This window comes from Prosthecobacter sp. (genome assembly GCF_029946185.1).
Taxonomy (GTDB): Bacteria; Verrucomicrobiota; Verrucomicrobiia; order Verrucomicrobiales; family Verrucomicrobiaceae; genus Prosthecobacter.
In genome coordinates this window covers 1-21416 of the sequence record NZ_JAQSEA010000115.1, presented here as the reverse complement: position 1 = coordinate 21416, position 21416 = coordinate 1, and the positions used below count along the sequence as shown (strand labels likewise).

Below are 21416 nucleotides of genomic sequence, written 5' to 3'. Positions count from 1 at the left end.
AAATGCCTGCCTCACTCCAGCTCCGGCGGTAAATTGCCATAGTTCCATGGCAGGCTGAAAGGCGGAGCCTTCAGCGGCTCGGGCTTGGGTTCGGCGGTCATTTGTTTGGCCAGTTCGATGCCTTTCTTCGCCATCTGCGTTCCAGCGGTGATTTCGAGATTGGAATAAGAGGTGAGGCGTGTTTCATACCCGCCGCCGTGCGGACCAAAGGCCTCCTCGGTGGGGACGTAGCCGACGATGCCGTTGGAAAGTTCACAGGGAAAGGTGAAGGCATGCGGGCTCCCTTTTTTGATGTCGAGCCCGTACTGCACGAAGTATTCAGCGGGATTGGAAACAAAGCACACTGGGCCCACCTTGATGCACTGCACTTCGCAATCGACGAGGGGCTGCTTCTTGTTGAGGTGGTCAAGCATGAGGATCTCCTTGGAAAAAAGGAAGTCGGTGGCGTCTCCAGCGACTCGCGGTTTGCTCACGAGATCGAGACTTTTCTCCACCCGCTGCGGCGATGGCGGACGACGTTTGATTTTCAGAACTTCCTGGCGTGTTTCAATGGGAGCCGCTGTGATCTTGGGCTGCGTGAGTAAAACACGGATCGCTTCAGCTCCCACACTTCCGCCGACACGCTGGCTCCACTCCTCGGGCTTCGGGTTTTGATAGGGGCTGAGGTTGTCCACCTGCGTGATGTCGCCGCAGGCCCCCTGCATGAAGACCACCGGTGCATGCGTGCCGAGTCCGCCCTGAATGGTTTTTTCGAGGTATTGAATCCAGTTGGCCGAAATGCCGCCGGGGTTGGTGGTCGCATGGCAGGCATAGTTCACCACCACGCCCACCATCTGGCCCTGCATGTCCCAAGCACCGATGACACCCACCTGCGGATCAATGGGCCCCGCGTATTCCAAGATCTCCGGATTACCAGGACGCGGATGGCTCCAGCTCTGGCCGTTCTTCATGCGCAGGCGGCGATTGAAAGCCACCTTGTCCTCATGGCCAAAACCACAGCCCAGTTGTACCGGCACTTTGTTTTGGTTCGCCAGGACGACCCCTGTCACAATCTCACGCGTCAGTCGCAGCAGGTAGCCGGGGTCTGCGCAGGAGGATTGTTCATACGCGAGCTTCTTCACGAGGTCAGAGGCGCCGTCATATTCACCGGGCATGACCATGCCGACGGGGCCGGAGCTGTGCGAATGCGAGGCGCAGATCAGCACGGCGTCCCCGGTGATGCCGGTGGCTTTTTCGATTTGAGCACGGGCGTCCAGCACAACCTGCCGCGGCACCACAAGCGCGTCGAGGCCGATGACCACGGCGGTCTTTTTTCCATCATCAAACAGGGCCACCCGCACCTTGCAGGCGTCGTGAAAGGTCCGGTGGAAGCTTTTGCCATAGCCGCCGGGCTGCTCCATGCCGATGTCTGGAGTGATGTCCCGCACCGCAAATCCGGCCTTGATGCTGGAGGTGGGGGCAGGGGGCAGAGCATGAAGCGTCAGGCTGGACAGACCGACAAGGAAGGGGAGAAAGCGAAGGCGCATGGGGTGAAGTACGCACGTGCCTGGCATGTTTGAATATAAAAAACTTACAATACATCTTGGTGCGGATAATGCATTATAACGTGCTCCTATCTACCGTCGCGCCGTTCTTTTCCCTAGTGCTCGTGAATGCCACCTATTACATTGCCAAAGGCCAGAAGACACTCGGTCCCTGTTCCAAAGATGATCTGCGCAATTTTCTCGCCTACGGATCGATCCGCGACAATGACTTGGTGAAGCGTGGGGACGAGGAGCAGTGGCGTCCCGTTTCGACCCTGCTGGAACTGCATGCCCAGGGGCAGGTCGTCGCTGACGGTCTCACGGTCCTTCCCACACGCCGCCGGGTGGCACGCTACCGTGACTACAATCGTGTGCCCTACAACCAGCGCGGGGGTACGGTTCTGCGGCGCATGATCCTGGGTTTCTTATTTTTCCCGCCCCTGCTGTGGTGGGCGGCGGTGTCCTTGTATTCAGATCATATTTTCCGGCAGAAGAAGGATGAGAACGGCTACCTCGTGGTATGGGGCCGCTGGGTGGAGGTGCTGGTGACGACCATGATCATCGTGAACGCCATTGCGTGGTGGATGGCCATCTCCTATACCTCCTGGCTGCTTGGGCCGGGCCTTGCGGAGCTGATGAAGGGTTTGGGTGAAGGGGGGGACGTGATCAAGGGGATGATCAATGACATGTCCAGGAAGTAACAAAAAATCGCCCGACAGAAACCTGCCGGGCGATTCGATGGATGGACAGTCCGCTAAAGCGAGACGGCGTTAGATGTTTGCAGCGCTGTAATCCCAGCCCTGGCGGTAGGCCGCGCGGGTGATGAGCTTGTTGGCTTCCGCGTTGTCGGACTCCTGCTTGGCGGCATCCCAGTTGATGACTTTGTCGGGATTGGCGATGGCGAGGTTGCCGAGGAGGCAGAGCTTGGTCAGCGGCACGGAGTAGTCGAAATTGCTGCCGCAGATCTTGTCCTGCTCAATGGCGCGGATGAGTTCGAGCTGCGGTTCGCCTTCGGCGAGCGCGGGTTCCAGCTTCGCCACAGGGGGCTTGCCACCGAGGAATTCGGTCATCTTGGCGTTCGGGATCAGACGTGGGCTGCCGCAATAGTCGTCGGTGTTGAGGATCACGCCGGCATCACCACGTAGGAGGAAGCCGCCTTTGATCTTGTCCCAGTCGCGGTCGGCATCGAGTTCTGCCGGACGCTCAGGCTTCAGGCTGCCTTCATACCAGTGCAGTTTGACCTCGCCGTATTTCTCCGTCTTGAAGTAGAACACCACGTGGGAGGACTTCGGCCAGCTCACGTCGGTGAGTTCCTGGCATTCGGCTTCCATTTTGTAGGGTTCGCCGAGGCCGCAGGCCCAGAAAGGACCGTCGAGAAGATGGCAGCCCATGTCGCCCATGGCACCTGCGCCGTATTCGCGGTGGCCGCGCCAGGCGAAGGGATGGAGACCGTCGGTATAGGGGACGGAAGGGCAGGCGGCCAGCCAGGAGTCCCAGTTGAACAGATCCTCAGCGGTTTCGACCATCATGTCTTTGCCGTCCGGGCCTTTCTTCTTCTCTTTGATCTTCGGCACTGTGCCATGGATGTACTTGTCCTTGGCTGCATTGCCCTGTGGCCAGATGGGGCGGTTGGTCCAGACGTGGATTTCTTGGACGTTGCCCACGATGCCTTCGCTGACCCACTGCTTGAGGAAGCGGATGCCTTTGCCGGTGTGGCCTTGGTTGCCCATGTTGGTCTTCACGCCTTTTTTCTTGGCGGCTTCGTGAAGTTGATTGGCTTCCCAGATGCGGTTCACCAGGGGCTTCTGCACGCAGACGTGCTTGCCGCGCTTGATGGCTTCCATCGCTGCAGGGTAGTGAGCGTGGTCAGGAGTGGAAACGGTGACCATGTCGATCTTGTCACCCATCGTTTCAAACATCTCACGGAAGTTCTCGAACATCTTCGCGTCCGGGTATTTCTGCTGTGCCTGCTTGAGGCGTTCACGGTCCACGTCGCAAATGGCGACAATGTTGGCTCCCTTGGCGGAGATACCCACATCAGAGGCACCTTTGCCGCCTGCGCCACCGATGCCGGCGACATTGATTTTTTTGACGACACCTTCCTGACCAATCAGCAGATTGGGGAGAAAGATGCTGCCCGCAGTTGCGGCAGTGTTGCGGAGGAAAGTACGGCGGTTGGGGAAAAGCGAGGGCTTCATATGGATGGATTGGGGCCGCAAAGATAGCGGATTGCCTCAGAACTACGCAATGGGAATGTCAGCTCCCGAAAAAAACGTACTTACAAGCGGAGAAATGTGTCCGGGGCATTGTTTGTGCTTGGCGCAAAGCGGGTTTACGTTTTAAAAGGCTTCATGGACTTCGCTAAATTTGCTTCTGATCTCTCTGGATGGGTCTGGGGCGTGCCCCTCATCATTTTGCTGTTTGGCACGCATTTGTTCCTGACACTCCGCACCGGCTTCATCCAGCGCTTCCTGCCTCGGGCGATCAAGATTTCCTTTTCGCGTGAAAAAGCAGGGGAGGGGGATGTGTCGCAGTTCGGCGCACTCATGACAGCCCTCGCCGCTACCATTGGCACCGGCAATATCATTGGTGTGGCGGGTGCCGTGACCATGGGCGGTCCGGGCGCAGTGCTGTGGATGTGGCTGACTGGCGTCTTTGGCATTGCCACGAAATATTCGGAAGCCGTGCTGGCTGTGAAATATCGCGTCACCATGCCGGACGGCAGCATGGCCGGTGGACCCATGTATGCGCTGGAGCGGGGTCTCGGGCAGAAGTGGCTGGGCATCGTGTTCGCTGTTTTCACCTGCATCGCCGCCTTTGGCATCGGCAACATGACTCAGGCCAACAGCATTGTTGAAATGCTCATTGAGCAGGTGAAGCCGGAATCCGTCACCAACCTGCGCTGGATTGTCGGTGGTGTGATGGCGGCTTTGACCGCCGCAGTCATTCTCGGTGGCGTGAAGAGCATTGCAAAGGTGTGCGGCATTCTCGTCCCATTCATGGCGGTGGGCTACATCATCGGCTGCACGCTGATTTTGATCAAAAACTATGCCGCATTGCCACAGGCTTTTGCGGACATCTGGAACGGTGCCTGGAGCGGTCAGGCGGCCGCTGGCGGCTTCATCGGTGCCACGTTGAAGCAGGTGGCGCAGGCGGGGATCGCCCGCGGTTTGTTCTCGAATGAGTCGGGTCTCGGCTCCGCCCCCATCGTGGCGGCGGCGGCGAAGACACCCAATCCGGTCCGCCAGGCGCTCGTCAGCAGCACGGCCACCTTCTGGGACACAGTCGTGATCTGCCTCATGACCGGTCTGGTCATCGTTAGCAGTGGTCACTGGAAGGAAGGGTTGCCAAAAGCAGCTCTCACCAGCGCGGCGTTCAACGAACTGCATTCGATCGGGCCCTACATTCTCCTGATCGGCATGATGACCTTCGTGTTCTCCACCATCCTCGGCTGGGGCTACTACGGCGAAAAGGCGGCTGAGTATCTGTTCGGCACGCGCGCGGTGAAGCCCTACCGTATTCTGTGGGTGCTGGCGGTGCTGTTTGGCTCCGTGCAGCCAGCTCAGGCCGTCTGGGACTTTGCCGATGCCGCCAACGGCCTCATGGCCCTGCCAAACCTGATCTGCCTCATCTGCCTCAGCGGGGTGATCGTGGCCGAAACCAAGGCCTATAAACACGAGCTGACCGGCAAGGACTGAAAAAGTCTGCTGTCCTACTTGCAAGAACCGCGGTCGCCTCTATTCTCTCAGCCCGCCACTCACTGCCTCATGGTGTAATGGTAACACAGCAGATTCTGAATCTGTCATTCAAGGTTCGAGTCCTTGTGAGGCAACCACTCCTGCCACAGGCAGAGGTACCCAAAAAAAACGGCACAGGCATCTCAAAAGACGCACCGTGCCGTTTCGTTAAACAATAGGAGGAACAACTCAGGCCTTGGCCTGCGCTGCTGCAAGGATCGCTGAGTCCAGGCGTGCCAGGCGATGGGCGCTGGAGGCGGATTCAATGCCTTCGAGGGCGCGATAGGTCTTGCCCACTTTCTTCACGAGACCGCAGTTGGTCAGCTTGAGAATCTTCTCATACGAACGCAGGCGGAGCATCTCTTCGCCACCACTGACAGCATTTTTCAGCTTCAATCCTTCAAACACTTTCGAAAAGAGGGCTTTAAACTCAAAGGTTTCGCCCGTGGACAGTACGTTCACCAGTTCATCGGTGACGTGATCAACTACCCGGCGGGAAAAAGGCGCTTTTTTAGTGACTGCTTTTGTTGTGACCATCTATCCCTGTACCACAAAAAAGGCGTTCTGTCTCAGAAACCCTTCGCAAATGTCACATTTCTGCGTCGTAATGCCACATTAGGCTGCTAGATACATCTCTTTGCAAGGTCGGCTAAGTTTTTTGAAAGAATATTCAGCTCTTAAGGCGGCCGATTTGTTTTTCTGCGGCCAGGAGCGCCTCAGACTCACCGGACCCCGACCTCGTGTGTAGCGTGCGCCTTTGCCGGCATTATGCTGCGAGATCCGACGCTCAAGATCATTGGTGATACCGCAGTAGAGCGTCCCGTCTTTGCACAGCAGGACATAGAGGTGCCACTTTTTCGCGAGCTTGGCTTTGGCAGCTTTAGCTTTGGCGGCCTTGGTCTTGGCTGCGGGCAGTTTTTTTTTCTTCGGCACCGGCCATCATAGCCGGATCGGCGAGAAATCAAAACAGCTCAGTGATGGTCGAACCTTCGGTCAGTGCGATAGGCCGCCCATCCGCCGAGTGGTAACTGATCTCGCGGTAATCGTATCCCAGTGCCGAGTAGATGCTGGCATGAATGTCTGCCGGCGTGACAGGGCGGTCTTTGGGGTAGGCCCCGCTGGCATCCGAACTGCCGATCACCTGGCCGCCGCGCACGCCGCCGCCGGCGAGCACCACGCTGTAGCAGCCCGGCCAGTGGTCACGACCAGCCTCGTTGTTGATCTTCGGCGTGCGGCCAAACTCGCCCATCCAGACGACCAGCGTGGTTTCCAGCAGGCCGCGTTCTTCCAGATCGTCGAGCAGCGCGGAGTAAGCCTGCTCCATCGGTGGCACCAGGCGGTTCTTGAGGCCGTTGAAGTTGTCCTTGTGAGTGTCCCAGGTGATGGAGGGTCCGTTCACTGTGGTGACAAACCGCGTGCCGGATTCGACCAGACGCCGCGCGAGGAGGTGAGACTGGCCCCAGCTGTGCCGGCCATAACGCTCGCGTACCTTGGCTGGCTCCTTGGAGAGATCGAAGGCGTCTGCTGCCTTGCCAGATTGCAGCATCGTGGCGGCCTGCTCATTGAAAATGTCCATTTGGGCCGTATGACTGGTGGCGATGGGACGTGCGGCGGCACTCATCTGATTCAGCAGCGCGAGGCGTTCTTGAAGGCGCGCTGGGGTCAGGCTGGCATCCAGCCCCATGTTCCTCACGCGAAAGGCGGCGGCATTGGGATCATCATCGAGCACATAGGGGTCGAAGCGCGTGCCTAGGCAGCCGCCAAACTGGCCGGGCGTCAGATACACCTTGCTGTCGCAATGCGGAAACGGCGTGATGACATACGGCGGCACTCCTTTGCTGAAGCCATCGCGCTGTGCCAGCCAGCCAACGAGCGTGCCGACACCAGGCAGATCAGTCGGGCTGGGTGTGATGAGCGTGCTGTCCACACGATACGGACGCCCCGTGGTCGCCCAGTGCATGCCACCATTGTGACTGCTGTGCCCGTGATGGACGGAACGGATCAGCGCGAGCTTGTCCATGCGCTTCGCCATCTGCGGCAGCAGCTCCGTCACATGAATGCCCGGAACATTGCTGCGGATCGTTTTGAATTCGCCACGAATCTCCGAGGGGCCATCCGGCTTGGGATCCCATAGGTCGATGTGACTCGGGGCGCCGCCATTGAAGATCATGATCACCGACTTGGCCTTGCCGAGTCCGATGCTGGTCTTGCCAGAGGTCGCGCCCAGTGCGGCGAGCTGATTCAATCCCAAGCCCAGCATCCCCATGCCACCGGCATGGAGCAGGCTGCGTCGCGAAAGGCGAATATCTGGAACGGGAGAGCTCACGATGTGAAGAAACTACGGGGATAGGAGCACGATCTTGCGAGAGGTGAGAAGACAGACCCTTTGCTACATTCACACCCGCCACTTCAAGTCCACCTTCACGCCATTCCAGTCATGCTCGGGCAGATGCGTGTGCGTGGTGAAACTACCGCCCGTGGGACTGAGCCGGGCCATGGTCCAGCCGGTGGTGCTGTCCTTGGGATTGGCCACATAGGAGGTTGCCGGTGTGTTGAGGATATGAATGTCGCGATGATGAAAGTAATTTCGGTGATGGATGTGCCCATGGACATAGGCTTTGACGTGAGGCCGTGAAGCAAGGACTTCCCACAGCGGCTCCGAGTCTTCCAATCCACCGGGGAAATGTTTTTCCTCCCCACCGAGGCGCGGGTTGTGATGGGCAAAAATCAAGGCGGGTTTGTCTGCGTGCGAATCCAGCATTTTTGACAGCCAGTCACGCTGTTCCTGCCCCAGCAAACCCTGGACAACCATCGTGGCCTTGAGGGTATCGAGCAGAAACAGATTGGCACTGGCCGTCTGCACGACGCCGACGTGCTTCGATGCAACGGGCGCGTTTGCCGACTTCTCTGCGCTCAGGACTTTGTAGAAGGCATCGCGGTCATCATGATTGCCCATGGAGAGATGAACCGGAATGCCGGCCTCCCGCAGCGGCGCAATCAATTTCGCAAAGTGGGTGTAGTCCGCAGCTTGGCCGTTACTGAGAGCCAGATCACCATTGATGATCACGACGGCGGGTTGCTTGGGCAGTCCCACAAGGTAGGCCACCGTCTCGCGCAGATGAGTCGGGATCGGCGAATTCTCTGGGTGCTTGCCACCGATGTGCGTGTCGTTCAGGATCGCGATCAGGCTTTCATCCACCTCGGCGGCAAATGCTTCCCGTTGCGTGAAAATAGCAGCGGCCCCCATCTGGGCGATAAATTGTCGGCGTGAAGTGAGATGAATTGGCATGGCTTGCTATACGCGCTGTCGCGCTCGCGTATTGCTCCGCCTATGGACCGCCGCGATTTTATCAAGACCACCAGCGCCGCCGCTGCAATGACGAGTGTTCGCACCGTGCTCTCAGCACCTGCCGCCAAGCGTCAGCCCGAAGTGATCAAAACCGAAAACGCAAAGCCCGGCGCGAGTTTCCAGCTCACGCGCATGCGCCCGGACAGTGCCAAATCCTACCGCACCTCGCTCATCGAAGGCTACTGCTCACGGCAATCCGTCAAGGCAGGCGAGAAGCTCGACATCTTCGTCAGCACCAAGCCGGTGGCAAAGTTCACCATCGACTTCTTTCGCATGGGCTACTACGACGGCGCTGGCTCGCGGTTGATGACCACGCTAGGCCCCTTCGAGGGCAAAGAGCAGCCCGTGCCGGAAATGGCCGACAAGCGCCTCCGCGAATGCCAGTGGGAAGCCACCACCACGCTCACCATCCCCGCCGACTGGCCCAGCGGCGTGTATCTCGGGAGACTTTCCACCGTCGCTGAAGCCGCCGACAAGCCCTACTGGCAGAGCTACCTCATCTTCATCGTCACCGATGACCGCCCCGCCGACATCCTCTTCCAATGCAGCGACAACACCTGGCAGGCCTACAACCGCTGGCCGGTCAATGAATCCCTCTACACCGATCCCCGTGCCGCGCACGCACCCGGAGTCAGCGTGAGCTTTGACCGGCCCTACGGCAAGTATGTGCAGATCTTCGACAACCCGCTGAGCATGGGCAGCGGCGAGTTCCTGCTGTGGGAATACCCGTTGTGCTACTGGCTGGAAAAGGAAGGCTACGACGTCACCTACTGCTCGAACGTGGACAACCTGAATCCCGCCAACCTTGCACGCGTCAAAACGATGATCAGCATTGGTCACGACGAATACTGGGACCTGCGCCAATACGCCAACGTCAAGCAGGCCATCGTCGATGGTCTCAGCGTCCTCTGGCTATCCGCCAATGACGTGTACATGGTCACACCTTTCACGCCGAATGCGAAAGGTGCAGTGAACCGCCGCCTTACCCGCGAAACCTGCTTCGGCGAATTCCGCGAGGAGGAAAAGGAGGCTTATTCCAAAGTCCTCGGCCCCTTTGACAACCCTGGTCCTGACGAGCGCGACATCATCGGCGCACGCACCATCGTCCCCTTCAACGGCGGAGGCGACTGGACCTGCGCCAAGCCCGATCACTGGCTCTTCGAGGGCACCGGCATGAAGCAGGGCGACAGCATCCCCGGCCTCGTCGGCTGGGAATTCCATGGCGATCCCGACACCGCCCGCGCAGGCCTCGATGTCGTCGCCGAAGGCAATGTCTGGGCCGGCGGCACCCGCCTCGGCAAATACGCAGCCACTCTTTTCGAAGGCCCCAAGAAAAACATCGTCTTCAACGCCACCACCATCTTCTGGAGCCAGGGCCTTAGCGACCCTCCCGGCCACATGATCCCCTGGAGCCACTACTCACGCCCCCATGGCCCGGACGCACGCGTGCAGCGCATCACGAAGAATGCTTTGAAGAGGGCGCTGGCATGAAATGGGAGATCGCCATTGCGAGAGCGCTCGAAATGGCCGTCTGGTCTTTGGCGCCTGTCGCGGCGCTGGGTGCTCATCAGGCAGTCCGACAGAGAGTTTTATTTCTACACCGGCATCAGTTAGTTCTGGCCAATTCAGATGATCGCACGCTTTGGGCGGACAGCATTTGGAGGCTGGTGGAGGAACGATATGGACTTCTATGCATGGCTGCAGTTTTGATCCCTGTTATATGTAGCTTCGTTCAGCACCTAGGACTTCGCGGATGGTGGCGTACTGGCATAGGTTTCGTGGTCTGCGCACCAGCGCTGTGGTATGCCAGCATTGCTTTGCAGCTGTTTGGGAAGGTGGTCGCACCCGCGCCTTGATGGTGTTGTCGGCGTTAAGCCGAATCACTCAAACACAATCAAACTCCGCGCCACCTCACCCCTCTGCAGCGCATCATACGCCTCATTGATCCCCTCCAGCGGATAGCGCTTTGTCACCAGTTCATCCAGCATCAGCCTCCCGGACTGATGCATGTCAATGAGCCGCAGCAACTCCGTGCGCGGCTGGGTGCTGCCGTAGAGGCTGCCGCGCAGAGTTTTCTCGGCATAGACGAGCTGATTCACATTGATGGAGGCGCGATCTGCTGCGCTGGTGATGCCGACCATCACGCACATGCCGCCCTTCTTCGTCGCATCAAAGGCCTGCTCGGCGGTTTTGCCTGAGCCATAGGCTTCGAAGGCGTAGTCCACGCCTTTGCCATCGGTGAGGTCTTTGATGGCCTGCACGGGATCACCAGCGTTGGCATCCACGTAATGCGTCGCGCCGAACTGGCGGGCGTCGCCTTCTTTGCGGCTGAATTTGTCCACGGCGATGATCTGCCGCGCTCCGGCCATCCGGGCGCCTTGCACGATGTTCAAGCCGATGCCGCCGCAGCCGATCACCGCCACGGTGCTGTTCGGCTGCATTTGGGCCGCACGCTCCACTGCACCGATGCCGGTGATGACGCCGCAGCCGATGAGCGCCGCTTTCTCAAACGAGAACTCCTTGGGGATCTTCACCACCGAGGCCTGCGGCATGGTGGCGAGGGAGGAGAAGGCGGAGACGCCGGCGTAGTGGCGGATGCTCTCGCCAGCAGAGTTTTGAAAACGTGTGGTGCCATCGGGCATGAGGCCGGTAAAGCGCATCGCGGTGCCCATGTCACAAAGCGCCGGGCGTCCGCTGCTGCAGTACTCGCATTTCCCGCAGGAGCCGCGCCAGACGAGGATCACATGGTCCCCTACTTCCACCGAGGTGACACCTTCGCCCACGGCTTCAATCACCCCGCTGCCCTCATGGCCGAGGATGATCGGCATCGGCATGGAAAGGTCGCCCTTCATCACATGCAGGTCACTGTGGCACACGCCTGCGGCCTTCATCCGCACCGTCACTTCACCTTGCTGCGGGGGCAGTACTCGCACTTCTTCAATGCGCAGAGGCTTTTTCGCTTCATACAAAACGGCGGCTGGGGCGAGGGTGGACATGGCGGGATGAGAGAGCATACAGGCGCACGGGCAAGCGATACGTTGGTGGAGTTGAGTGGTGGTAGAACAGCTTGCTTTGGCTTTTGCCCCGTCTGAAAGTGTCAAGCCCGCGCGCCACTTATTGGTGGCGCGCCTTCAGTCATTAAAACCCTATGAAACGTACTCTCTGCCTGCTCGCCGGACTACTCACCCTCTCTCTGCTCCCGGCATCTGCTGCCGATGGAGCTACCTATCCGGCCAAAGCGCCTGTCCTTAAATATGAGGTGCCGGCCAAGTGGACGACCGAGGTGGACCCTGCGGATGGCAGCATCTCCATCAATTCCGATGACGAGCGCGTTTCCATCAATTTCGGCGAAACCGAGGCTGAGGCCTCGATGGAGGTGTTTAAAATCATGCTGCCAGCCATGGTTGAAGAATTCAAGGATGCCAAGGAAGTGGAAGCCGCAAAGGAGCACACTTCGGACGGCCTTACCGGCTACACTGCCACCTATACCGGAACGATTGAGGACAGCCCGGTGGTGATCATCATGGTTCTTTTCAAAGCTGGCAAGGACCGCTCGATCATCGCGAATTTCATCTTGGATAATCCAGCCTCGCTGCCGAAAGAGCAGGGTGAAAAATTTGAGGCCTTCATGAAGTCGCTGAAAGGCGTCGAGAAGTGACTAGTCAGGGCTGAGGAACTGTCAATAATGGGGGGAATCAGGCGCTGAATTGCGGTCTGTCGTCCTTGCAGCATGAGCGCTGGCAGATCATTCATCACTCCACTCCCCGGTTGCAGGTATCGCCGGTCTCGCTGAGATAGCGTCCGCATGTTTTCCAACCGCAAGACATTCCTCCACCTCGGCGCTCTGGCGCTGCTGGGCGTGACCGGTCTCCGGGCACAGGCTCCGGCAGCACCGGCGCCGCCGGTCTCCGCGCCTGCTGCTGAAACATTGCCCGAATTGCCGGCACTGCAGGCAGCGGCGCGCGCCGTCGAGGCAAAGCTGCCGTCGGCCGTTGTGCCGCCCCAGACCTATTTTGATCTTTCGCCCGTGCAGCGGGATCGCTGGCGGAAGTTTCTCCCGCAGACGCTCCTGAAGCTCACGCGGCGTGAACGTGTGCAGATCGTGGTGCTGGGAGATGCGATCATGGATGGTGCGCAGGCCGAGCCAGGCGTGGATCCAGTGCTGAAAAGCTTTGCGGGTGTGTTTGCGAAAAAGCTGGCTGCGCAGTTTTACTACACCGGCGGCGTGCGGGTGGTGCGGCCTGGTGGCAAATTGCGCGCCAAGGAATCCATGGTCATAGGGCCGGAGATTTTGATCCAGCCAGTGTATACGTCCAGCATCATTTCGGCCGCTTCGGCGCTTTCCACGGTAGGCTTTCAAGGAAAGCCGGATGTGGTGTTGTTAGCGCAGGGCTTGGAAGACGGGCTTGCGGGAGTGTCTGCGGCGGATGTGATGGTGGCTTTTCGCAGTCTGTTGGACACCGCGCGCGGAAAAAACCTTGAAGTCATCGTCGCTGGACCGATCCCCCAGGCGGCAGACCCGGAGGAGGCCAGTTTGGCGCTTACCCGTGGACCTTCCAGCGTGCTGCGTGAGGCCAGTGCCAAGGCGGAAGTCCTTTTCTCGGACCTGGGCGATTTGTCGCGGCTGCTGGAAACACCTCCCGGAACAAAAGGAGCGGGCCAAATTTTCCCGGCGCTGATGCAGGAGTATCAAAGCCTCCTGAACCTCCTCCCGTCCCAACGGGTGATGACACCAACGACTGGCATGCACGCGGAAATGGGACGCATCTTGTTTCAGGATCTGATGCAGGGCGCACCTTCAGTCCCATGGCAGATCAGCGCAGCCAAGGCGACGCTGGTGGGGGAGGGACAGCTGGCCTTGGAGTTTGAAGTTGCCAACACCCGGCGCGATAGCCTGACCGTGACGCTGCTGCCGCTGGTGCCCGCAGGACTCAAGCCCAAGGACACGAATCCCGAACTCCCGCTAGAGGCCGGCGCGAAACAGACGGTGAAGTTGAACTACACCCTCACTGCCACCCGCGATCTGCCGCTGACCGATGGCAAAATGCGCCTGCCAATTCTGGTGGTTGCGGGCAAAGAGTCGCGTATCGAGGACATCGTGGTGCCGCTGCGTCCGTTCAGCATGACTTGGAATGCACGCACGGCATTCAATCAAGAAGCGGAGTACTCGCCTCAACTCGAAATCGAAAACAGCATGGGTTCCAAGCTCTCCGCCACCTGGGAATCAAACTGGGGTGGGAAGGCTCAAACAGGTAAAGTCGAGCTGGACGTCAGCGGTTCGGAGGTGCTCAAGCTGGCTCTGCCACTGCCCGTAGATGGGAAGGCACCGTTGCGCCAGGTGCTGCCATTGAAGGTGGCTTTGAGTGCCAATGGGGTAAAGCAGAGCTTTGACCGCAACCTTGAAATCACGCGCAACATGGGACTCAAAGAAGCCGTGCCCCTGACTGCGGCGGACGGCCAGCAGAGCGCCGTGACCCTGCGGGCGGATGCTGACAGCATGAAGCTGTTTTTCACGCTCGACCTGACCGGCGTCAGTCTCACCGATGACAGCGGCGGCAATGCCTTTGAGCTGCTGCTGAACCTCGACGCACGCAGCTATGGCGAACGCTTGACTCCGGGCGCCACGGCAGCGCTGCGCATCACCGGCAAAGCGGCCGATGGTGCTGCGGTGATTGATCCGATTGCGCCCTGGGCCTTTGGCAGCGGCTATGCCGCGGTGTTCGAAGCGAAAGAAATTCAGGCAGAACTCAGCAGTTCCGCAGGTGGCGGCCGCAGGCTCACGATCTCACTGCCGAAAAGCTATCTCTACCGCCACGAATGGGCCCTGGGCAATGGCAACAGCGAGCTGGGCCTGAACCTGCGCTTCAACGGCGGCGGACGTGACTATTTTCTCACCCGCAGCAGGCATCACGGTGATGACGCGGAGAGCTTGAGCGTCTTGGAATTGACTGACAAACCCACGCAGCGCTGGACAGTGCGCGTGGAGTAGAAGAAAAACAAACATGGCTGAAGAAAGAGCGAGTAAAAAATTGTGGGACCGTGCTGCGTGGAAAGACGCGAGCTTTTTCCTGACCTACCTGCGTCCGCACTACAACGTCTTCATCCCGGCGCTCATCGCGCTGGCGATCACAGGCGGCATGACAATCGTCTTCATCAAAGAACTGGCCGGCGTGGCAGGGCGGGGGATCGGTGGTGCTACCGGACCTGAATGGATGGCTGAACTCAACCGCAGCGCCTGGTTTTTGGTAGGCATCGTGGCGGTACAGGCTGTGATTGCCTTCTTCCGCATCCTGCTCTTTGCCAAAGCTTCCGAGCGCGCTCTCGCAGCCCTGCGGCTGGACACCTTCAGTCGCATCATTCGTCTGCCGATGACGACGCTGAACCAGCGCCGCGTCGGCGAACTGGCTTCACGCCTGGCCAATGATGTCGAGGCCATGCGCGAGACGCTGGTGGTCACGATCCCGATGCTGATCCGCCACACGGTGATGCTGACGCTCTGTCTGGTGCTGATCCTGAACATGTCGGTGAAACTCTCGCTGTTCATGGTGGGCACGATCCCCGTGGTGATCGTGATGATCGCCATTTTCGGCTCACGCATTCGCAAGCTGACCAAGCGCGCGCAGGACAACCTCGCCTCCTCACAGGTCGTGGTGGACGAAAGCCTGCAAAGCATCGTCAGCGTGAAAGCCTTCCGCAATGAGGCCTATGAACTGGCCCGCTATGACAAGAACCTCAGCGAATACCTGCGCACCGTGCTGCGTGCGGCGATTCCACGCGCTTCGTTCATCGCATTCATCATCTTCGCCTTCAGCGTGGCCTTGATCCTCGTGACGTGGTTCGCCATGCGCATGCTGAACGACGGAGGTATCGGCAAGGAGGAGCTGACACAGTTTGCCGGTCTCAGCGGCATGATCGCAGCCTCGTTCGTGCAATTTCCCGAACTGATCACCCAGCTCCAGCGTTCTCTCGGAGCCACCGAGCGCGTGCGTGAAATCCTGCGAGATCAAATCGAGCCGGATGACACCGTCGGAGCCTCAAAGATGCGCTTCAAAGGCGAGATCGACATACACGATGTCAGCTTTGCCTACCCCACCCGCCCTGAAGCCGTGGTGCTGCGTGATTTTAATCTGCAGGCAAAGGCCGGGCAGCGCATCGCACTCGTCGGTCCCAGCGGTTCGGGCAAATCCACCAGCGTGTCTTTGCTCTTCCGTTTTTATGATCCGACCACCGGCGAAATTCGCATCGACGGTCAGCCAATTCGCGAAATGTCGCTCACCACGCTGCGCCGCAATCTCGCCCTGGTGCCTCAGGAGGTTCTTTTGTTTGGCGGCAGCATCAAAGAAAACATCGCCTACGGCAAACCCGAGGCCACCGAAGAGGAGATCATCAGCGCCGCGAAAAAAGCCAACGCGCATGATTTCATCGCAGGCCTCACCGAAGGTTATCAGACCCTTGTGGGAGATCGCGGCACCCAGCTTTCGGGTGGCCAGCGCCAGCGCATTGCCATTGCCCGCGCCATTCTCGCCGATCCGGCCATCCTGATTCTCGATGAAGCCACCAGCAGCCTGGATGCCGAAAGCGAACGCCTCGTGCAGGACGCACTCGACAAGCTGATGGAAAACCGCACCAGCATCATCATCGCCCACCGCCTCAGCACCGTGCGCCGCTGTGATCAGATTCTCGTCATGTCCAGCGGTGCCATTCTCGAACGCGGCACCCACGATGAACTGGTGGCGAAGCCGGGCAGTTTGTACGGCTCGCTGGCGAAGCTGCAGTTGGAGTAGCACACCGAAAACTTGGTGTGAGACGCTTGGCTTGGTTCAGGCAGGTGCAAGATCAGCCTGAACCCAAGAAGCCATGCTCTCAGCACGCTTCGCCTGACGTAGCAGATCCCTGGTGTTTTCTCATTGGCCCTGACTCTCTATTTCTAACTCTTCAGCAGTAATTTCGACAGCTCCATGCTTTAGAAATTGGGTGCAAACCGCATCAAAAAGAATTTGGGTTTCCTTCCGACCATTTAAAATAAAAACTGCAATCTGATTCAGGGCTTCGAAGTCAAAAGCGATTGGAACATTGGCTCCTGATCTATCATCAAAGACATCTGCCTGGCATTGATCCAGTTCCACTCGAAATCCATCCAGAGTGAGGTCTTCCGTGACCTTGAAGTAATCCGAGCACGGCAGCTTATAAAATTTTGCAGTATGACTCATTGTGATTCAATTTTGCCAGCAAAAGGCATCCCCCAATCCTTTTCACATCTCACCTCTTAACTCCGGAACACCATCGCCGGCTCCAGCTTGCTTACACGCCAGATGCCCATCAGAGCCGCCAGCGTGCAGATGCCCAGAACCACAGCCAGTGCGGCAAAGGGGACAAACTGAGGCATGTAGAAAGGCGGCTGCTCGTTTTTCATCGCTCCTATGGCAAACCCCGCCGTCCCGAGCAAACCAATGCCATAGCCAATGAACCCCACCGTGAACGCCTGGGCAATGAGCATCAGGCACAACGTGCCATTCGACGCACCCATCGCCTTCAGCGCACCGAGATGCCGCATGTTTTCCAGCACGAATGAATAAAACGTCTGGCAGCTCACCGCCATGCCGACGAGCAGGCCGATGATGACCGTGGTGCCAAATGAAATCGGAATGCCCGTGTTCTTCACATACCACCACACCGTCGAGACATTGAAGTTGTCCGTCTTGTCACCGCCGCGTTGGTCCCAGAACTCACCAAAGCCAGCTTCACGGTTCACGAACGCCTTCAGGCCCGTCTTGCGCTGGATGTCCGCCACCGCCTGATCCAGGCTCACGCCCTCGCGTGGGGCGCAGATCACCGCCTGCAGCATCTTGCGCTGGGACGGCACATACTGCAGCGCCCGCTCGTAGGTGGTCCAAACATAAGGACCGCCGGTGAAAGACGTCGCAGCATCGGCGATCCCCACCACACGCGCTTCCTGGTCATTGATCTCAAACATGTCGCCGACCTTCACCGTGTCACCGCGTTTCTGCGCCAGACGTGTCACACCCAGATCATCAATGATCACCGAATGCGGCAGCCGCAGTTTCATCAGATCACCCTCCAGCATCTTCGCCGGCGCTCCTGCGAGCGTGTTGGCATCAATGCCGATGAGTTGTATCATCTTGAAGCTCCCATTCTCCAACCTCACGCGCTGGATCCCTGTGTAGATCGGCGCAGCCCAGGCCACGCTGCTCAAGCTGCGCACACGGGCCACATCGGTGTCCAGCAGCGGATTCGTCTCATTGACTTGCTCCACCTTTTCCTCCACCACCCAGATCGGAGCGGGGACATTTTTCAGGGTCGATTTCGTCCAGCTCATCAGCCCGCAAAACACCGCCGTCTGCTGCGTCATTAAAAATGTCGCCACCGCGAGACCTGCCACCAGCATCAGGTACTTCGCCGTGTCACCAAACAGCATTTTGAGAGCAAGGCGGAGCATGAGCGGGATAAATCAAAAAAGGTTCATCTAAAGCAAGGTCACCCCCTCAGCTCGTGCGGCAGCGCACAAAGCACTGTCGGAGGAGAGCAATGAGCATTGCAGGCGCAATGTCAGTTCCAGATATGCCGCGTCGTACGAACTGAGCGAATGTTTTGTCGCGAGTCGCTGGATCTCAACAATGTGTGCCGTTGACTCTTCATTCATTCGCACTGGATAACCGTGAATGCAGGTGATTGCCTGGTCTCGTTCGCTCGGGTCCAGCTTCTTCCGCCGCTCACGCACCAGCAGAACATTGAGAGTCTCCAGCAGCCACAGCGGCGGCACATATACGACATCACCGTTGCCAATGTGATGCAGGAATGCTTCCGCCACCCTCTCGTCGTGGCCGGGAAGCACCGTTCCCAGAGCCGCATTCGCATCCGCCACCAAGGTCATCATGCGCGTCTTCCCGCCTCAAGATAATCATGTGCTGTCCAATCATCGGCAGTGTACTTGGCGGCGAGTTGTGCTTTTAACCGCCGCGCCTGCTCGATCTTCTCCCGCACCGGCTGCTCGGGCATGTTTGCACGCTCAGGAGTGATCCGGGCTCGTACATGCCCCTCTTTTGTGAGACAAACCTGCTCCCCCTCCATCACCTTGCGCAGGTAGGAGGCGGCGTTCAGCAAAAAGTCGGCAACGGAGGCGTTCACGATAGCAATCATGCGGGAAATCCGCTGCATTTGCAACGCGCTTTCTACTGAGTTCAGCGCCCGCCACCAAACAGACCGCCGAGTCCGCTGCTGATCACACTGGTCAGTACGCTTTGAATCTGGCCGCCATTGGGATTGTTTTCGTGGATCTGTCCCTGCGGCGTCAGTTTGTCGATGATCTGCGGTAGGAACTGCGTCAGCAGTGGCAGCACCGTATGCACATGCATGCCCACTTTGCCTCCGAGTGCCTGCAGATTCTCCGTCCCGACGGCGGCCTGCACCTGATCCGCATTGATCGGCAGGTTCGTTCCCGTTCCGACCCACGAGGAAAAAATCTCACCCATGCCAGCCTTCTCAAACTGGGCCATCATTCCATTCAAGCCACCCGCTTCATTAAGCAGCCCGGAGAGCATCGCTGCAGGGTCCATTTTGGCAGAGCCGCCGAGCATGCTGCCCAGCGCGTTTTTGGCGAGTGAATCGAAGAGTCCCATGGTGGCTGCGAGTGTGGGGGGAGGGGGGCGGAAAGTCAAGGCTGCGCCGTCAAGAGGTCCAGAAGTCAGGTGTCGTGATCCCGCTAAGCTCGACACTTGCCCCCCTTGACGGCGCAGCCGCCTTGACCACTCCGCGCCTTGACCTCCCACACCCACCCGCTACTCTCTCCACCCCCCCCAACCTTTTTACCCTAGAACCCCAACCATGAGCCAGACCCACGAATTCCAGGCCGAAGTCAAACAAGTCCTCGATATCGTCATTCACAGCCTTTACACCGACCGCGAGATCTTCATTCGCGAACTGGTGTCCAATGCTGCCGATGCGATGGAAAAAATGCGCCTCACCCAGCTCACGGAAAACGACGTGTTCGACGCCTCCGCCGCGCTGGAAGTCACCATCACCACGGATGAAGCCGCCCGCACGCTGACCATCGCCGATCACGGCATCGGCATGACCCGCGCTGAACTGGTCGAAAACCTTGGCACCATTGCCCATTCCGGCTCCAAGGCCTTCGCCGCTGCTTTGAAAAACGCGGGCAAGCAAAACGATGCCTCGCTCATCGGTCAGTTCGGCGTGGGTTTCTACTCCGCCTTCATGGTGGCCGACAAAGTCGAAGTCCACACGCACTCCTGGCGCAACGACGGCGAGCACCTCGTCTGGACCAGCGATGGCAGCACCAGCTACACCATTGATGAATCCGCCGATGAAGCGCGCGGTTGCAAAATCGTGCTGCATCTGAAGGAAGACGCCGCCGAGTTCGCCACGAAGCATCGCGTGAAGCAGATCTTGGAGAAGTATTCGAATTTTGTAACCTTCCCGGTCATCCTCGACACCGAGCGCGTGAACACCGTTGAGGCTCTGTGGTTGAAGTCGAAAGACGGTATCACTGATGAGCAATACACGGAGTTCTACCGCTTCGCCGCGCACGCCTTTGATGATCCCAGCTACCGCCTGCACTTCCAGGCCGAGTCGCCGATCGCCATCAATGCGCTGCTCTTCACCCCGACGCAGAACATGGAATCCTACGGCATGGGCCAGATGGAGCCCAATGTCGGCCTCTACTGCAAGAAGGTGCTCATCGATCCGAAGCCGAAGAAGCTGCTGCCTGAGTGGATGCGCTTCGTCCGTGGCGTCATCGACAGCGAAGACCTGCCGCTGAACATCTCCCGCGAGTCCATGCAGGACAGCGCCCTCGTGCGCAAGCTTGGCGATGTCGTCGCCAAGCGCCTGCTCAAGCACCTCGACAAAGAGGCCATCGAAGACCCGAAGAAGTACGATACGTTTTATGCGAGCTTCAGCCGCTTTTTCAAAGAAGGCATCGCCACCGATCACACCAATCGGGACGCCATCGCCAAGCTGCTCCGCTTTGAATCCAGCATGACCGAGCCCGGCGAGACCGTCAGCCTCACCGAATACGTGAAGCGCATGAAGGAGGAGCAGAAGGAGATCTATTACCAGGTGTCTACCTCCCGCAGCACCATCGAAAGCGGCCCCTACGTTGCTGCTTTCAAGGCCAAGGGCTTTGAAGTGCTCTACATGTTTGAGCACATCGACGAATACGTCATCTCCAGCCTCAGCAAGTTCGAGGACAAGGACCTCAAGTCCGTCAATGCCCCCGATATCGATCTCGGTGAGTCCTCTGCTGAAGGCGAAAGCCTCGCTGAAGGCGATGCCACTTCGCTTTGCGACTGGATGAAGGAACACCTCGTCTCTCAGGTCGAAACCGTCCGCACCGGCAAGCGCCTCGTCGGCAGCCCCGCCCTCGTGCTGACCCCTGAAGGCGAAATGAGCCCGCAGATTCGCCAGATGATGAAGGCGATGGGCAAAGACGGCGACATGCCTGGCTCGAAGGTCATCTTCGAAATCAATCCACGCAATCAGCTCGTCCGCAACCTCGCGACCCTCCGCGAAAAAGATCCTGAAACTGCCGGCCTCATCGCCGAGCAGATGCTGGACAACGCGTTGCTTTCCGCCGGTCTGCTGGACGAGCCACAGCGCATCATCGAGCGTACGCAGAAGCTGATGGAAAAGCTCTCCGCGTAAGCAGCCTCAAAAGCACAAGCGCCTGACAGAAGGGGATCATATGGATCCCCTTCTGAATTTCCGGGGGCGCTGCGCAGTTCAATAATCACGCCGTGCCCGACAGGTCTGTCATGGAGTGGTGGGCCC

The 21416-nt window shown here is 58.7% G+C and carries 19 protein-coding genes and 1 tRNA gene; 8 read left to right on the top strand and 12 right to left on the bottom strand.

Annotated elements, in window-relative coordinates; all coding sequences use genetic code 11:
- Positions 1 to 11: 11 nt before the first annotated feature.
- Positions 12 to 1526 (bottom strand): hypothetical protein, encoded by a 1515-nt coding sequence (locus tag PSV43_RS09165; RefSeq protein ID WP_300195966.1) that lies wholly within the window; start codon positions 1524 to 1526, stop codon positions 12 to 14.
- 80 nt (positions 1527 to 1606) lie between these two features.
- Here PSV43_RS09165 and PSV43_RS09160 point away from each other — a divergent pair, with 80 nt between their 5' ends.
- Positions 1607 to 2224, top strand: a complete 618-nt coding sequence (locus PSV43_RS09160; RefSeq protein ID WP_300195963.1) for a DUF4339 domain-containing protein — start codon at positions 1607 to 1609, stop codon at positions 2222 to 2224.
- 69 nt (positions 2225 to 2293) lie between these two features.
- Here the strand turns inward: PSV43_RS09160 and PSV43_RS09155 are convergent, their stop codons facing one another.
- Positions 2294 to 3721: a Gfo/Idh/MocA family oxidoreductase gene (locus PSV43_RS09155; RefSeq protein WP_300195960.1), complete on the bottom strand. Its 1428-nt coding sequence runs from the start codon at positions 3719 to 3721 to the stop codon at positions 2294 to 2296.
- A 153-nt stretch (positions 3722 to 3874) separates the two neighbouring features.
- Between PSV43_RS09155 and PSV43_RS09150 the strand changes: the two genes are divergently transcribed.
- Both PSV43_RS09150 and PSV43_RS09145 read left to right on the top strand, forming a co-directional pair.
- A complete protein-coding gene (locus PSV43_RS09150) occupies positions 3875 to 5221 on the top strand; it encodes a sodium:alanine symporter family protein (protein ID WP_300195957.1) in 1347 nt (448 codons plus the stop codon).
- Positions 5222 to 5284: 63 nt separating this feature from the next.
- Positions 5285 to 5358: transfer RNA gene (locus tag PSV43_RS09145), tRNA-Gln, on the top strand.
- 91 nt (positions 5359 to 5449) lie between these two features.
- On the opposite strand, the gene PSV43_RS09140 is transcribed toward PSV43_RS09145, so the two are convergent.
- The 4 genes from PSV43_RS09140 to PSV43_RS09125 all read right to left on the bottom strand — a co-directional run bounded on the left by PSV43_RS09140 (position 5450) and on the right by PSV43_RS09125 (position 8549).
- Entirely contained in the window at positions 5450 to 5797 is a 348-nt protein-coding gene (locus tag PSV43_RS09140) for a hypothetical protein (RefSeq protein ID WP_300195954.1), read from the bottom strand.
- Positions 5798 to 5875: 78 nt separating this feature from the next.
- Positions 5876 to 6193, bottom strand: a complete 318-nt coding sequence (locus tag PSV43_RS09135; protein ID WP_300195951.1) for a GIY-YIG nuclease family protein — start codon at positions 6191 to 6193, stop codon at positions 5876 to 5878.
- A 28-nt stretch (positions 6194 to 6221) separates the two neighbouring features.
- On the bottom strand, positions 6222 to 7586 hold the full coding sequence (locus PSV43_RS09130) for a DUF1501 domain-containing protein (RefSeq protein WP_300195948.1): 1365 nt from the start codon (positions 7584 to 7586) through the stop codon (positions 6222 to 6224).
- 69 nt (positions 7587 to 7655) lie between these two features.
- The gene (locus PSV43_RS09125; RefSeq protein ID WP_300195946.1) at positions 7656 to 8549 is read right to left on the bottom strand and encodes a metallophosphoesterase; all 894 of its coding nucleotides are present in this window, start codon (positions 8547 to 8549) and stop codon (positions 7656 to 7658) included.
- A 42-nt stretch (positions 8550 to 8591) separates the two neighbouring features.
- Between PSV43_RS09125 and PSV43_RS09120 the strand changes: the two genes are divergently transcribed.
- A complete protein-coding gene (locus PSV43_RS09120; RefSeq protein WP_300195943.1) occupies positions 8592 to 10100 on the top strand; it encodes a N,N-dimethylformamidase beta subunit family domain-containing protein in 1509 nt (502 codons plus the stop codon).
- 389 nt (positions 10101 to 10489) lie between these two features.
- On the opposite strand, the gene PSV43_RS09115 is transcribed toward PSV43_RS09120, so the two are convergent.
- Positions 10490 to 11605, bottom strand: a complete 1116-nt coding sequence (locus tag PSV43_RS09115) for a Zn-dependent alcohol dehydrogenase (protein ID WP_300195941.1) — start codon at positions 11603 to 11605, stop codon at positions 10490 to 10492.
- A 152-nt stretch (positions 11606 to 11757) separates the two neighbouring features.
- Between PSV43_RS09115 and PSV43_RS09110 the strand changes: the two genes are divergently transcribed.
- The 3 genes from PSV43_RS09110 to PSV43_RS09100 all read left to right on the top strand — a co-directional run bounded on the left by PSV43_RS09110 (position 11758) and on the right by PSV43_RS09100 (position 16393).
- Positions 11758 to 12267, top strand: a complete 510-nt coding sequence (locus PSV43_RS09110; RefSeq protein ID WP_300195938.1) for a hypothetical protein — start codon at positions 11758 to 11760, stop codon at positions 12265 to 12267.
- A 147-nt stretch (positions 12268 to 12414) separates the two neighbouring features.
- On the top strand, positions 12415 to 14598 hold the full coding sequence (locus PSV43_RS09105) for a hypothetical protein (RefSeq protein WP_300195935.1): 2184 nt from the start codon (positions 12415 to 12417) through the stop codon (positions 14596 to 14598).
- Between the two features lie 13 nt (positions 14599 to 14611).
- Positions 14612 to 16393, top strand: a complete 1782-nt coding sequence (locus tag PSV43_RS09100; protein ID WP_300195932.1) for an ABC transporter transmembrane domain-containing protein — start codon at positions 14612 to 14614, stop codon at positions 16391 to 16393.
- 120 nt (positions 16394 to 16513) lie between these two features.
- On the opposite strand, the gene PSV43_RS09095 is transcribed toward PSV43_RS09100, so the two are convergent.
- Genes PSV43_RS09095 through PSV43_RS09075 form a run of 5 tightly spaced genes read right to left on the bottom strand, consistent with a single transcriptional unit; the run spans position 16514 to position 19246 of the window.
- Positions 16514 to 16819: a hypothetical protein gene (locus PSV43_RS09095; RefSeq protein ID WP_300195929.1), complete on the bottom strand. Its 306-nt coding sequence runs from the start codon at positions 16817 to 16819 to the stop codon at positions 16514 to 16516.
- A gap of 56 nt (positions 16820 to 16875) precedes the next feature.
- The gene (locus tag PSV43_RS09090; RefSeq protein WP_300195926.1) at positions 16876 to 18066 is read right to left on the bottom strand and encodes an ABC transporter permease; all 1191 of its coding nucleotides are present in this window, start codon (positions 18064 to 18066) and stop codon (positions 16876 to 16878) included.
- 27 nt (positions 18067 to 18093) lie between these two features.
- The gene (locus PSV43_RS09085; RefSeq protein WP_300195924.1) at positions 18094 to 18504 is read right to left on the bottom strand and encodes a type II toxin-antitoxin system VapC family toxin; all 411 of its coding nucleotides are present in this window, start codon (positions 18502 to 18504) and stop codon (positions 18094 to 18096) included.
- Positions 18501 to 18767 (bottom strand): hypothetical protein, encoded by a 267-nt coding sequence (locus PSV43_RS09080; protein ID WP_300195921.1) that lies wholly within the window; start codon positions 18765 to 18767, stop codon positions 18501 to 18503. The genes PSV43_RS09085 and PSV43_RS09080 overlap by 4 nt, the downstream gene beginning before the upstream one ends.
- A 41-nt stretch (positions 18768 to 18808) precedes the next feature.
- Positions 18809 to 19246: a YidB family protein gene (locus PSV43_RS09075; RefSeq protein ID WP_300195918.1), complete on the bottom strand. Its 438-nt coding sequence runs from the start codon at positions 19244 to 19246 to the stop codon at positions 18809 to 18811.
- 205 nt (positions 19247 to 19451) lie between these two features.
- Between PSV43_RS09075 and htpG the strand changes: the two genes are divergently transcribed.
- Positions 19452 to 21290, top strand: a complete 1839-nt coding sequence (gene htpG, locus PSV43_RS09070; protein ID WP_300195915.1) for a molecular chaperone HtpG — start codon at positions 19452 to 19454, stop codon at positions 21288 to 21290.
- Positions 21291 to 21416: the final 126 nt, after the last annotated feature.